Origin of the sequence: Micromonospora sp. NPDC049240 (assembly GCF_040647835.1) — a bacterium.
Taxonomy (GTDB): domain Bacteria; phylum Actinomycetota; class Actinomycetes; order Mycobacteriales; family Micromonosporaceae; genus Micromonospora.
Window position 1 is genome coordinate 66498 of the sequence record NZ_JBEZCX010000025.1, and the last position, 13225, is coordinate 79722.

The window sequence follows — 13225 nt, forward strand, 5'->3', positions numbered from 1 at the left end:
CGTTCGATCGGTACGGCGAACAGTCGGCCTCTTGTGCGGTGACCGGTCGTGGTTATGGTGAGGCGGTGCGGTTCGCCGATCGCGTCACCGTGGGCCGGAGCGCCGAGTTGGTCCGCATCGACGCCGCCCTCGACGACGTCGTGGCGGGGCGGGGCGGCGTCCTCCGCATCGAGGGTGGCCCCGGCCTGGGCAAGTCGCACCTGGTGGGCGAGCTCGATCGGCGGGCGGCCGCGCGCGGCTGCCGGGTGCACATCGGGCACGCCGATCAGCTCATGCAGGTCTTCCCGCTGTGTGTGGCGGCCTACGCGCTGGGCGTGTCCACCTGGTCCGACGACCCGGTACGGGCGCAGATCGCCCGCCTGCTCACCGGGGAGGCCGCCGGGGAGCTGCCGTACGCCGACCCGGTGCTGGCGGCGTCCGAGCGGATGGTGGAGCTGGTCGAGAAGCTCTGCGCGGACCAGGCGCTGGTCCTGGTGCTGGAGGACCTGCACTGGGCGGACGAGGCGAGCATGGCGTTCGCCGAGCGGCTCGGCCGGGAGGTCGACCAGCTTCCCCTGCTGCTCGTGCTGACCGCCCGGCCCGACCGGGACGAGCCGGGCGGCGCCCGCGACCCGCTGGGCCGGGCCGCGACCGTCACGTTGACGCTGTCCGCGCTGAGCGCGGACGACGTGGCGGCGTTCGCCGGGGCCCATCTGACCGGACCGCCCGGGCCACGGCTGTCGGCCCTGCTCGACACGGCGTCCGGCAGCCCATTCTACCTGCGGGAGATTCTCTGCACGCTGGGTGAGGACGAGCTGACCATGCTCGCCGACGGCTCGGTCGAGCTGTGCGTGGCGGAGCTGGTGCCCCGGACCCTGGCCGGGGCGGTGGGGCGCCACCTGGGCGTGCTGAGCCCGGACTGCCTGCAGACCATGCGGTTGGCCGCGTTCCTGGGAAACGACTTCACCCGGCAGGATCTGCGCCTGGTGCTGGCGCGGGACGCGACGGACGCGCTGGCCGCCGCCTCGGCCGCCGGCGTGGTCGAGCTGGCCGCCGACCGGGTGCGGTTCCGGCACGAGCTGCTGCGGCAGGTCCTGCTCACCCAGACGCCGTCCGCGTTGCACGCCGGCCTGCACGGGCACATCGCCCGGGCGCTCGCCGACGGGTGCCGGGCGGACCGGGCGGTCGCCGGGCACCTCACCGCGGCGGCCGACCCGCTTCCCGGCTGGGCCCTGGGCTGGCTCGCCGAGCGGCCCGAGTCGACGCTCTACGCGGCCCCGGCCGCGTACGCCCGGCTGCTGCGCCGCGCCGTGGACGCCGTACCCGACACCGACGGCCGGCGGCGGGTCCTGGTCCGGCAGCTGATGCTCGTCTCGTTCTGGGTCGGCGACGACGAGACGGTGACCGGGCTCGGCGCGGAGGCGGTCGCCTCGGCCGGTGACCCGGACCTGGCCGCCCGGCTGCGGATCCAGGTGCTGCGCTCGCTGTCCCGGCTGCGCCGCTTCGACGAGGCGGTACGGGTCGTCGCGCCCTCGGTCACCGACCCGGCCGCCGCGCCGGTCTGGCGGGCCCGGGCCGCCGCCTGGTCGGCGAACGCGCAGGCGTTCGCCGGCGCGCCCGAGGCGGCCCGGTCGGTGGGGGAGCAGGCGCTCGCGCTCGCCACCTCGATCGGTGATCCGCTCGGTGTCGCCTACGCGCACAGCGCCCTGGCCGTGGTCGACGGCGGCGATCGGTTGATCGCCCACCTGGACGCGGGTCTCGCCGTGCTCGGCGACGACCCGGAGTCGCTGGACCAGCGGCTGCTGATGGCCGGCAACCGGGCCGCCCGGCTCGGCGCGCTCGGATCGCCGGACGCGGAGGCCGCTTTCGACGAGGTGCTCGTGGCGGCCGAGCGGGTCGGCACGTACCGGACCTCCACGGTGCACGCCCACGCCGCCGGCTTCCTGTTCGGGCGCGGCCGGTGGGACGACGCCCTGATGCACATCGCGCAGATGGACGCGTCGGCGCTGCGCCACCCGGCGTTCGGCTACCTGCACGGGATGCGTGCGGTCATCGCCTACCGGCGTGGGGAGCCGGAGGAGGGCAACCGCCACCTGCGGGCCGCCGGCATCCCCGACCCCGACCCCGACGAGCCGCCGGCCGCCGCCGGCCCGCACCTGGACGAGGCGCTCGCGTTGCGCGCCGAGTCGACCGGCGACCACCGGCAGGCGCTGCTGATCCGGGCACGCTATCTGGACCTGCCGGCGGGGGTCCAGCGCGACGGTCGGTGCGCCGACGCGCTCCCGCTGATCCGCCTGGCCCGGGCCGTCGGCGCCGACGAGATCGCGCGCGCCGCCGGCGCCGCGGTCGAGGCCGCCCGGCCGCCGAGCCGGGACGGGCAGCTCTGCGCCGTCGCCTGCCGGGTGATGCTCGACGGCGACGCGGCCGGCCTGCTCGCGGTCGCCGAACGGTTCCTCGCCGGGGGGTGGCCCCTGCACAGCGCGTTCGCGGCCGAGGAGGCGGCGGTGCTGCTGGCCGGCGCCGGCGACGTCGACGCGGCGCGTCGCCACTATCTGCGGGCGAGCGAGCAGTACGCGCGGGTCGGTGCGGACTGGGACCTCCGCCGGGCCGCGGCGCGGTTCCGTCCGTACGGCATCCGCCGTGGCACCCGGGTGTCGCCGCGGTCGGTCCGGCACGGATGGGAGTCGTTGACCGACACCGAGCTGCGGATCAGCCGGTTGGTCGCCCAGGGACTGTCCAATCCGGACATCGCCCGGGAGATGATGCTGTCCCGCAACACCGTACAGACGCACGTCTCCAACGTGCTCCGCAAGCTCGGCCGGCGCTCCCGCACCGAGCTCGCCCGTGACGTGGCGCTCCACGAACCGGCCGTCGCGCCACCGGCCGGCACCGGTGTCAGGTCGACCGCCCGGGCCCGGACCGTCGGCACCTGACCGGCCCGACCTCGCCACCCGGCTCGGCCTGGAATCCGGCCGCCCTGGCGATGTCCAGCCGGGACCGCACGCCGAGCTTGGCCCGGATCCGGGCCAGGTGCGTCTGTACGGTGTTCTGACTGAGATACAGCTCGTCGGCGATGTCCCGGTTGGACATCCCCCGGGCGACCAACCGGACGACCCGGAACTCGGCCGGGGTCAGGGCGGCCCAGCCGGAGGTGGGCTGGTCGGCCGGCGTCCGGCGGCGCACCCGGTAGCGGCCGAGCCGCCGGTCGGCCCGGGCGATCTCCCAGACCGACCCGACCGAGGCGTAATGCCGCACGGCCTCGCGCAGCGCCCGCCCGGCGCCGGCCCGGTCACCGGCCCGGGCCAGCGCGACCGCCAGTTCCTCCAGCCCGTACGCGTGCTGCCGCGGCGCCCCGCGCCGGCTGAGCTGCTCGACGACGCGGCTCAGGGCCGCCGGGTCGGCTTCCGGCATCGCGCGTACCAGGGCGGCGATCGCGAGTTGCACCGGTAGCGCCTCCTCGGCCGCCGCCCACTCGCAGCGGCGGACGACGTCGGACACGTCGTCGCCGACGGCGAGGGCGAGGCGGACCACGTGCTCGGCGCCGTGCAGCCGGGCGGGGCGGGCCTCCAGCGCGGCGGCCAGCGCCCGATGCCGCGCCCGCAACGCCCCGGCCAGGTCGCCCACCTGCTCGGCGGCCATCGCGTCGAGTTCGTCCTCGCGCCCGACGGACCTCAGGGACCGGTTGGCGGTCGTGGCGTCCGGGGGCGACCGGTGCCGGGCCACCAGCGCGGCCAGCCCGGGCTCGGCATCGCCGACGAGGTCCCACCGGCCGGCCAGGTAGCCGGCGCGGGCCGCCGTCGCACGCAGCCACGCGGCGAGGCCGGGGTCGGTACGGGCCGCGAGTGGCCCGGCCTCCAGGATCGCCCCGGCCAGCGCGTCCGGTGGACCGGTCTGCACGAGCAGGTCGATCAGACATCCGTGCAGCAACCCGCGCAGCTCGGCCGACTCGCTGTCGCCGCCGAGGTCGTCGCGGACGGCGGCCAGGTGGTCCGCGACGAGCCGGCCGTCGCCGGCGCGCACTCTCGCGAGCGCCAGCACGGCGGCCGTCGGCCCGTCCTGCGGCGCGCCGGCCAGGCCGCGGATCCGTTCCCGGGCGGCGGCCAGTTGACCGAGCCCGGCCAGCGCCACCGCGTGCCAGCCCGCCAGGCGGGGATCGTCGGTGTCGGCGCAGATGGCGTCGACCTCGGCGAGGCTCCCGTCGCGGACCAGGGCGCGAACGGCGAGCCGGCGCAGGTCGGCGGCGGCCCCGGGGCGGGCTTCGGCGGTCGCCGCGAGCGCGAGCGCGGTGCGGGCCGCCCGTCGGTGCCGGCCCAACCAGTGGTCGAGCATGCAGCGGCGGGCGTCGACCGGACCCAGGCCCAGCACGTCGGAGAACAGCGCCGGGTCGGTGAGCAGCGTCGACTCCGGCAGCTGGGCCAGCCAGTCGCGGGCGGCCGGCGGCAGCTCTCCGGATTCGCGCAGGTGCCTCGCCACCACCCCGGCCTCGGCGCCAGTGGCGAGCAACGCGAGCGCGCCGGCCCGGTGGAACGCGCGCCGGGCCGCGACCGGGAACGACCGGGCGACGGCGTCCCGCACCACGTCGTGCCGGAACGACAACCGGTCCCCGTCGTCGCCGAGCACGCCGTCCTCGACCGCGTCGGACAGCGCGGTGGTGACGGCGGGCAGCGGCAGCCCACCGGCAGCGGCCAGTTCGGTGGCGTCGAACCTCGGCCCGAGCAGCGCCGCCATCCGCACGATCGGACGGTTCGGCTCGGCCACCCCCGCGCAGGCGTACCGGTCGAGCGCGGCGGCCGCGCGGTCGTCGTCGCCGCCCAACTCGACCCGCCCGCCGGCGCGGCGCAGCAGGCCCGCCGCGTCCAGGTCGTCGAGCAGGCCGAGCACGCGCGCGGGACTGCCGCCGAGCGCCCGCAGATGGCGTCCGAGCCGAGGGCCCGGTCGGGCGCCCAGGCGCCCGGCCGCCACGGTGACGATCTCGGCGTCCCCGAGCGGACCCAGCACCAGCAGCTCACCGTCGTGCTGGGTGACCAGCTCGCGCAGCGTCGCGACCGGCTCCCGGTACGGGGTGGGCCGGCAACCGCTCACCAGGAGCAGCGGAAGCCGGGCCGCCGACCGGCTGATCCGGTTCCAGGCCAGCACGGTGGCGTGGCCGGCGCGATGCAGGTCGTCCAGGGCGAGCACGGCCGGGCCACTCGCGCAGAGCGCGGCGACCGCGGCATCGACCTGGTCGACGGACTCCGTGATCCCGGACGGATGAACCGGCCGGTGGTCGGTGAGGCCCCACACCGCGTCCAGCGACCTCGGGTCGTCACCGGCGCCGGCCCGCACCGTGCAGCCGGTCGACGCGCCCCGGCGCAGCAGCGCCGACAGCAGGGCCGTCTTGCCGAGGCCGGCCGCGCCTTCCAGCCACACCACCCCGCCGCGCCCGGCCCGTACCCGGTTCAGGAGGGCGACGAGAGTGGCGAGTTCGGACTCGCGGCCCACGAGCGGCCGGGCCGCCCCGTCGTCCACCGGCCCGGTCGCGCGATCCGGCGTCCGTCCTGGTGCTGTCATCCGGCGGGGGCCACCAACAGGACGTCTCCCGCTCCCTGGATCACCGCGAAGAAGCGGCACTGGTCGGGGCGCAGCCGGACGGTCCCCACAATCGTCTGCGGACCGCCGGCGGCGACGCCGTCGGCCACCACCAGGGTACGGCCGTCGGTGCTGACAGCGAGCAGCTCGTACCGCACGCCCGGGCGTAGTCCGACGGTGACCGCGCGTACCTCGGCGCCGCCGGACCGGGGCGTGACGGTGGCGGCGAGCTGGCCCTGCGTCCCCGTCGCGGTGCCGTTCGCGGCGGGTACCGGGTCCGGTTCCCGGTGTTGGTAGAGCGTCCAGCCGCCGCCGAGCAGCGCGCCGACCAGCAGCGTGGCCAGATAGGCGAGCACCGGGCGGGCACGTGAGCGGCGGCGCGGCGGCGGGCGGCGGCTGTCCGAGGTGGAGCTGCCACGGCCGGCCGGCCGGGCGGACGCCGCGCCGGACGCGCGGTCGCCGCCCGCCGGCGTCGACCGGTCCGCGTCTTCGAGTTCGGCGACGAACCCGGACGGCAGCGCGGCCACGGCCAGCGCCACCTCGCTCGACTCGTCCGCCTCCGTGCGGCACGAGGCGCACCGCAACAGGTGCTCCTCGAAACGTTGTTCGCGCTCCGCGTCCAGCGCTCCGGTCAGGTACAGGTCGATCTGATCGCTGACGTGCGATCCGCCCCGACCGTTGGTGGCATCCATGCTGGCGCGTCTCCTCCTGACGGGTCACCCCGCTGATCTCGCTCTGACATCGGATGGGAAGGCTCACTCGTTCGACCGACGGGCAGAATTTCACAAGGCCGAAACCCGCTCCTCGGCGCTTCATCAAATCCTCACGTACCCCGGGCCACAATGCGGACCACGCACGGTGAGGGAGGCGCAAGCGTGTTGTCATTCGGCGACGTCCGGCTCGACGAGACCGGACGCCGGGCCTGGATCGGGAACCGGCTGTCCGCGGCACGACTCGGCTGGCGGGAGTTCCTCGTGCTCCGCGTCCTCGTCCAGGCACGCGGACTGCCCTGCACCGCCGAGCGGATCTGGCACGCCATGCCGGCCGCGATGCGACCGCCGCGGACGAACCAGATCGGCGTGATCATCCATCGGCTTCGGGCGCGGTTGGGGCGCGAGCTGATCGTCACGGGCGGTGGAGGGTGGCGGGTCGCGGACGCCGAGCGGTCCGAGCCGGTCCGGCTCAGTCCGCCGGACGCGACCTGACGTCTCCCGGGCTGAGTCGGCGTCCGGGCGCCGGCGGCCGGCTGAGCCGGCGAGCGGACCGACCACGGGTCGAGACGACGCCGCGCCGGATGAACCCGTGCCGTCGCCCGCCGTAGTCCTCGACACAGTTGACGGTCATCCGCTGCCCGGCGTGAGGAGCGAGACGCATGCGAATCCTGATCCTCGAAGACGGCGGCTCGGTGCGGGACACCACCGTGCTCGCCCTACGCTCGTCGGGGCTCGCCGTCGACGTGGCGAACTGTTGGCGTCAGGCCGAGCTGCGACTGGCGGTCAACGAGTACGACTGTCTGGTGCTCGACCGGTTCCTGGCCGACGGCGACTCGGCCGACCGGCTGCACCTGCTCCGCCGGCGCGGCATGGCGGTGCCGGCGATGCTGCTCGCCGCCGGGGACGACGTGCGCGACCGGCTGGCCGGCTTCGAGGCGGGCGCGGACGACTACGTCGCGAAGCAGGTCGCCACCGCGGAGCTGGTCCACCGGGTGCGGGCGCTGTGCCGACGGCGCGGCTCCATCCGCCCCGCCGTGCTCCGCACCGGCGACCTCGAGTTCGACGTGGCCCGGCGCCAGGTACGCCGGGACCACGTCCTGCTGAGCCTGACCCCGAAGGAGTTGGCGGTGCTGGAGCGGCTGATGATGCGCCACCCCACAGTGGTGAGTCGGACGGAGCTGATCGAGCACTGCTGGGACGAGATGGCCGACCCCACGTCGAACGTGGTCGACGTGGTCATCGCCCGGCTCCGGCGGAAGCTCGGCGCGCCGGCGGCCATCGCGACCGTCCGGGGGACCGGCTACCGGCTGGCGTTCACCGAGCGGCGGTAGGCACCTTCCGGACGGACGGGGTCACGACCGGTCCGCGGTGCGCTCGGCCAGTTCCTCGAGCACCAGGGCGCCGAGGTAGTGCAGCGAGCGCAGCAGGCTCTCGTCGCTGGCGGGGTCGATCCAGAGGATCTCCGCCGGCGGTTCGGCCACCGGACGTGGCAGGAGCCCGGCCGGGGCGTACGCGCCCTCGATCAACACCAGCGGCGTCTCGGTGGTCCAGACCGTGATCGCCGCCGGGTCGGCGGTGCCGCGGAGCGCGTGCATCTGCTCCGGGGTGTGTTCCCGAGCGTCGCTGAACGCCAGCAGTTGCGCCTGGAGGACCGCCCGCAGCCGCTGCGCGATCGACCGTCGGGCGGCGGCCCGACCGGCCGCCGACCCCGCGGCGTACCAGGGCGCGAGTTCGGCGACCAGGTCGGCCGGTTCGTCGGCGTAGGCCCGCCAACGGTCGCCCGGCTCGGTCAGCTCGAAGCGGTAGAACGTGCCGTCAGGCTTGCGGATCGGGGTGGGTGCGCTCCCCGGCCGTGTCCTTACCCTGATCGCTGGCATGGCTGCCCGCCCTTCCCTGCCGCCGTCGCTCGGAGTCGTTCGCCAGTCACAACGGACCGACCGGGCGCGAGGTTCGTCGCAGTCAGCCAGCCGGTACGAGACGCCAGGTCTGGTTGGCGTTCGGAGCCGCCGCGTCGGCGCCCCACTGCTGGACCGCGGTGCCGTCGGTGGTGCCGCCGTCGCGGACGTCGAGCAGGTAGTAGTTCGTCAGGTTGCGGATCGAGTACCGGCCCCGGCCGACGGAGGTGAAGCACCAGCTCTGGTTGCTGGTGCCCCAGCCGTACTCCCACTGCTGCATCTGCACGCCGTTGGTCCACGTCCCGTCCGGGTTGTCGAGCGCCATGCCCGACCTGACGTTGACCAGGTGGAAGCAGCCCGACGTCGCGGCGATGAGGCGCCACCGCTCGGCCGGCCCGGTCCCCCCTCTGAGGACGATCTTCGCGCCGGCGAAGGACGCCCCGTCCGCCACTCCGAGCGACCTGCCGCTGGTGGCGACCACCCGGACCAGCAGCCCGTCGCGGGGCGTGGTCGCCGTGGGCGCGGCCGCGGGGCTGCTCGACGGTCGTGGCGGGCCGGTCGTGGCGGACGGTGCGCGTGATCCCACCGGCGTGGGCGACGGCACGGCCGGGCGCGGGGAGGCCGAACGAGGGACGGCGGACGGCGAGGGCGTGGCGGGCGGGTGGGTGGTGCTGTCCGCCACGGTCGGCATCGAGGGCGTCAGGTCGAGCACGTGCCGGCGTCCGTACGGGCTCAGCGTGAGCGGCGGCCGGAGGTCGTCGTCCCGGTCGGCCAGCAAACTCCCGAGGGCGTCCACCCGACCGACCGTGTACGGCCACGTGGCGCGGCGCTGCGGGGCCGACGGGTTGGTCAACGTCGCCCTCCGCTCCGCCAGGAACGCCGACAGCCAGTCGCGTTCGGGCACCTTCCCCGGGCGGCCGTGGGCGCGGACCTCGGTCCGGTAGATGATCGACGGCAGCGCGTCCGGATCGGCCGAGTCGCCGTGTTGCAGGAGCGTGTCGTAGATGACGGCCAGGCCGAGCGGGGTGGTCAGGCCGAGGTCGGTGGCGGTCCGCATCGCCGGCTGGTAGTACCTGTCGTCCACCACATCGTCCTGGGCCTGCCGGAAGCGGGGGTCCTTGCTGGCCAGGCGCCACGCGTCGGGCAGCCCGGCCAGTTCACCGACCGCCGGGCTCCGCCGGCCGGCCAGCCGCTTCAGCACGGGCAGGTAGGACAGTGACAGCGGGTTGGCGCCGACCCGGGCGGTGTAGGTGTCCAGGACCGCGACGATCTCACCGCCGGCCGTGGAGAAGTCGCCGGTGCCCGCGACGTAGCCGCGCCCGTCGGCCTGGTCCACCACCCGCCCGTACTGGGGGGCGTCCGCGTCGTGCATGAGGACGCTGCGGATCTTCTCGATGATCAGCCGCTGTTCCGGGGTGACGGTCAGCCTGCGGTCGGGTTCGATCGCCCACACCACAAGCAACCCCACCACGATCACCACGACGATCGCCGGCCAGGCGAGCATCGGGAGCCCGGGCCGGAATCGGGATCGCGCGGTCGGTCGGCCCTGCGGCACCCCGCCCCCTCACGTCGACTTGCCGGTGCCGCAGCGTGTGCTGGAGCCGGACAGATGATGGCAGAACCGATCACCGACGTGAAGATGGTGTCACCGGCCTCGTGCGCGGGGTGCGACACTTGTCGGCTGTGGCCGGTGCGCCGCCCTGCGGGTGACCGCGGGCGGGCACCGCCGTCCGGTCCGGGGAGGGAGTCAGCCATGCGCGAACCTGCCGGACCTCGGACCACGGACGTGACCTGCCGGTCACGGGTGCCGGCGTCGGCGGACCTGGTGGGCCGCGATCCCGAGTTGTCGACCCTCGACGAGGTCGTTACCGATCTCGCCTCGGGGCGGGGCCGTTCGGTGTGGATCGACGGCGAGCCGGGCGTCGGCAAGACGGCCCTTCTGACCGAGCTGTGCGGCCGGGTCGGCCGGTGCGCGATCGCCCTGTTCACCGCGCGTGCGGCCGAGGCGGCGGACATCTTCCCGCTGCGGGTGCTGCTGGACGCCCTGCGGGTCGGTCCCGGAAGCACCGACCCGGACCGGGCCGCCATCGCCGAGCGGCTGTGGGGCCGCGACGGCGACGACAGCCCGGGCACCGGCAACGCCGTCACCGCCGCGGCCGAGTTGCTGACGGTGCTGGTCGACCGGCTCTGCGCGGCCGGACCCGTCATGATCGTGGTCGACGACATGCAGTGGGCCGACGAGACCACGCTCGCCGTCTGGGGAAGGCTGGACGAGGCGACCCGACAGCTGCCACTCCTGCTGGTCGCCGCCGCGCGGCCGGTTCCCCGGCGGGAGGAGGTCGACCGGCTGCGGCGGGCCGTGACGGCGGGCGGCGGGGCGTACCTCCCGCTCGACCCGCTTGCCGACACCGACGTACACCGTCTGGTGGAACGGCTGGCCCAGGCCCCGCCCGGACCGGGCCTGCGGGCCCTGGTGCGGCAGGCCGGCGGCAATCCGCTGTACGTGCGGGAACTGGTCGACGCCCTGGTCCGGGGCAGTCGGGTCCGGCGGGCCGAGGACGGCGCGCTCGACCTCGACGACGCCGACGCGGCGGCCCCGCGGTCGCTGGCGGCGGCGATCGGCGCCCGACTCAGCTTCCTGTCCGAGCCGGCGATGCGGGTGCTGCGGGCCGCGACGGTGCTGGGCGCCGGCTTCCGGCTGGAACACCTCGCGCTGCTGGTCGAGCGGTCCCCGCTGGCCCTCGTCGACGTCATCGAGGAGGCGCTCGCGGCCGGCGTGCTCACGGACGCCGACCCGGACCTGGCCTTCCGGCACGCGCTGATCCGGCACGCGCTCTACGAGTCCATGCCGGCCGCGATGCGCAACGCGCTGCACCGGCAGGCGGCGCAGCGGCTGGCCGAGGCGGGGGAGCCCGCCGAGCTGGTGGTGACCCAGCTCCAGGCCAGCCCCGGGCCGGTCAGCGGCTGGGTGGTCGACTGGCTGCTGCGGGCCGCCCCGTCCGTGACCACGCGCGCCGCCGGCCTGGCCGCCGAGCTGCTGCGGCGGGTCATGGCCCAGGTCGGCGACGACGATCCGCGGCGGTCCGTGCTGGGCATGCACCTGGTCGATGCGCTGTTCCACCTCGGCGACTACGAGGCGGTGGACGCGGCCGTCGTCCCGCTGCTGCGGGAGGCGACCGACGTCGAGGTCATCGGGCGGATGACGTGGTGCCACGTCGTCGTCCTGCGGGCCCTGGGTCGCCCGGTCGAAGCGCTCGACCTGGCCGTGGCCGCGCTGGCCGCGGACCGCCTCGACGCCCGGTGGCGGGCCCGCGTGCGCGCGATCCAGGCCGTCACGCTGGCCGGTCTCGGGCGCTTCGACGAGGCGTTGACCGTCGCGCGTGCGGCCGAGGCCGACGGGGAGCGGGTGCCCGACCGGATCGCCGTCGCCTGGGCGTTGTTCGCCTGGTCACTGGCGACCGGCATCTCCCTCGGCGACTCGGCCGGCTCGCTGGCCGAGGCGGAACGCGGCCTGGCGATCCTGGGCGACGATCCCGCCACGGTGGAGCTGCACCTGCTGTTCCAGGGGCTGCGGGTCACGGCGCTCTACAACCTCAACCGCACCGAGGAGGGGGCCCGGGCCCTGGGCCGCGCGCTGACGTTGGCCGAGCGGGCCGGCACTCCGCTGCGGCTGGCCTGGCTGCGGGTCCAGGCCGCCGAGATCAACTTCCTGATGGGCCGCTGGGACGACGCGCTGCCCGAGCTCGACGCGGCGGCCGAGCTGCTGCACCGGGGAGCGGTGGTCCGGGGCATGCTGTTCGGCGTCGGCGCGCTGATCGCGGCGAACCGGGGCGACGACGAGCTGATCGCGCGGTACCTGGCCGCCGCCGCCGCGGAGCCGCCGACCCCGGACGCTGCCGGGATGACCGACTACGTGCACGCGGCGCAGGCCCTCGTCGAGGAGCGTGACGGGCGGCCGGAGCGGGCGCTGGACCGGTGGCTGTCCCTGCTCGACCCGGATTCGACCCGGTGCTTCCCCCGGCTCACCCCCGAACGCTGCGTGTTCAGCGCCACCGCGGTTCGGATCGCCGTGGAGGTGGGCCGCGACGAGGTCGCCCGGGCCGCCGCGAGCGCCTGCGTCGCGCAGGCCGAGGAGCGTGGTGACCTGGTCAGCCTGGCCGCGGCGGAGCACTGCCGAGGACTCGTCGACCAGGACCCGACCCGGCTCCTCGCGGCCGCGGCCGGATTCGCCACCGTCCACCAGATCCACGACCAGGCCACCGCGCTCGAGGACGCCGCGTCGGTGCTGGGTCGGGCCGGCCGGCTGGCCGAGGCCCGGGCGGCGCTCGAGGAGGCGCTCGACCGGTACGCCGACCTGGACGCCCGGTGGAACAGCCGCCGGGCCGAGGCGCGCCTGCGTGACATCGGTGTCCGCCGGGGCAGGCGCGGCACCCGCCGGCGCCGCCCGGTGACCGGGTGGGAGGCCCTCACTCCGACCGAGGTCACCGTGTGCCGCCTGGTGGCCGCCGGCCGGTCCAACCCGGAGATCGCGACCGAGCTGTACACCTCCCGCAACACCGTCCAGACCCACGTGTCGCACATCCTGGCCAAGTTGGGTTGCCGATCCCGTACCGAGATCGTGGCCCTCCACCGCGAGCGGGGGCTGCCCGCGGGGGCGCGGCGCGACCGCGCCCCCGCCGACCCTCAACAGCGGTAGAAGCCGCCGTGCCAGTTGCCGTACACGACGGCGCAGGCGCCGTCGGACCCCGAGACCCAGAACGACCCGACGTAGGTCGATCCGGCCATGAAGGAGATCGTCAGCATCCCGGACGGGAGGCTGAACCACCCGCAGTTGTACGAGGGGACGCCCCTGGTGGAGTAGCTCCCGTCAGGCCCGCTGACGAGCGCGTTGGTCCACGGTCCCTGGGAGCAGAGCTGAAGCTGGTAGGGCGCGGCGGCTTCGGCCGGGGCGGCGGAGACCGTGGCGAGAAGGCCGGCCGTCATCAGCGGAACAGCCACCCGGGCGACGGCGCGACGCCACCGTCCAGTCCTGAACAATGTGGTACCTCCCTCTCATCGGAGTGCCCGATC

Annotated in this window: 9 protein-coding genes; 4 read left to right on the forward strand and 5 right to left on the reverse strand. The window is 75.5% G+C overall.

What is annotated here, in order from left to right; genetic code table 11:
- The first annotated feature begins 65 nt into the window (after nucleotides 1-65).
- On the forward strand, nucleotides 66-2912 hold the full coding sequence (locus AB0B02_RS28615) for an AAA family ATPase (protein ID WP_357305450.1): 2847 nt from the start codon (nucleotides 66-68) through the stop codon (nucleotides 2910-2912).
- Here AB0B02_RS28615 and AB0B02_RS28620 read toward each other — a convergent pair.
- Both AB0B02_RS28620 and AB0B02_RS28625 read right to left on the reverse strand, forming a co-directional pair.
- Entirely contained in the window at nucleotides 2875-5529 is a 2655-nt protein-coding gene (locus tag AB0B02_RS28620) for a LuxR C-terminal-related transcriptional regulator (RefSeq protein WP_357305453.1), read from the reverse strand. The genes AB0B02_RS28615 and AB0B02_RS28620 overlap by 38 nt on opposite strands.
- A complete protein-coding gene (locus AB0B02_RS28625) occupies nucleotides 5526-6239 on the reverse strand; it encodes a zf-HC2 domain-containing protein (RefSeq protein ID WP_357305456.1) in 714 nt (237 codons plus the stop codon). Before AB0B02_RS28625 ends, AB0B02_RS28620 begins: the two co-directional genes overlap by 4 nt.
- Before the next feature lie 183 nt (nucleotides 6240-6422).
- Between AB0B02_RS28625 and AB0B02_RS28630 the strand changes: the two genes are divergently transcribed.
- Nucleotides 6423-6752 (forward strand): hypothetical protein, encoded by a 330-nt coding sequence (locus AB0B02_RS28630; RefSeq protein ID WP_281939012.1) that lies wholly within the window; start codon nucleotides 6423-6425, stop codon nucleotides 6750-6752.
- A gap of 167 nt (nucleotides 6753-6919) precedes the next feature.
- Nucleotides 6920-7591 (forward strand): response regulator transcription factor, encoded by a 672-nt coding sequence (locus AB0B02_RS28635; protein ID WP_281939014.1) that lies wholly within the window; start codon nucleotides 6920-6922, stop codon nucleotides 7589-7591.
- Nucleotides 7592-7612: 21 nt separating this feature from the next.
- Here the strand turns inward: AB0B02_RS28635 and AB0B02_RS28640 are convergent, their stop codons facing one another.
- Together AB0B02_RS28640 and AB0B02_RS28645 are read right to left on the reverse strand one after the other, a co-directional pair.
- A complete protein-coding gene (locus AB0B02_RS28640) occupies nucleotides 7613-8137 on the reverse strand; it encodes a hypothetical protein (RefSeq protein ID WP_357305460.1) in 525 nt (174 codons plus the stop codon).
- Between the two features lie 82 nt (nucleotides 8138-8219).
- Complete coding sequence (locus tag AB0B02_RS28645; protein WP_357305463.1) at nucleotides 8220-9659, reverse strand: chitosanase; 1440 nt, start codon at nucleotides 9657-9659, stop codon at nucleotides 8220-8222.
- A gap of 249 nt (nucleotides 9660-9908) precedes the next feature.
- On the opposite strand from AB0B02_RS28645, the gene AB0B02_RS28650 reads away from it, so the two are divergent.
- On the forward strand, nucleotides 9909-12851 hold the full coding sequence (locus AB0B02_RS28650; RefSeq protein ID WP_357305466.1) for an AAA family ATPase: 2943 nt from the start codon (nucleotides 9909-9911) through the stop codon (nucleotides 12849-12851).
- Here AB0B02_RS28650 and AB0B02_RS28655 read toward each other — a convergent pair.
- Entirely contained in the window at nucleotides 12839-13153 is a 315-nt protein-coding gene (locus tag AB0B02_RS28655) for a hypothetical protein (protein WP_107157677.1), read from the reverse strand. The two genes, AB0B02_RS28650 and AB0B02_RS28655, sit on opposite strands and share 13 nt — an antisense overlap.
- Between the last annotated feature and the right edge of the window lie 72 nt (nucleotides 13154-13225).

What these genes read in the sequence shown, in the direction of transcription:
- AB0B02_RS28620 (WP_357305453.1), bottom strand. Translation starts at nt 5,529, where the DNA reads ATGACAGCACCAGGACGGACGCCGGATCGCGCGACCGGGCCGGTGGAC.
- AB0B02_RS28645 (WP_357305463.1), bottom strand. Translation starts at nt 9,659, where the DNA reads ATGCTCGCCTGGCCGGCGATCGTCGTGGTGATCGTGGTGGGGTTGCTT.
- AB0B02_RS28640 (WP_357305460.1), bottom strand. Translation starts at nt 8,137, where the DNA reads ATGCCAGCGATCAGGGTAAGGACACGGCCGGGGAGCGCACCCACCCCG.
- AB0B02_RS28625 (WP_357305456.1), bottom strand. Translation starts at nt 6,239, where the DNA reads ATGGATGCCACCAACGGTCGGGGCGGATCGCACGTCAGCGATCAGATC.
- AB0B02_RS28635 (WP_281939014.1), top strand. Translation starts at nt 6,920, where the DNA reads ATGCGAATCCTGATCCTCGAAGACGGCGGCTCGGTGCGGGACACCACC.
- AB0B02_RS28650 (WP_357305466.1), top strand. Translation starts at nt 9,909, where the DNA reads ATGCGCGAACCTGCCGGACCTCGGACCACGGACGTGACCTGCCGGTCA.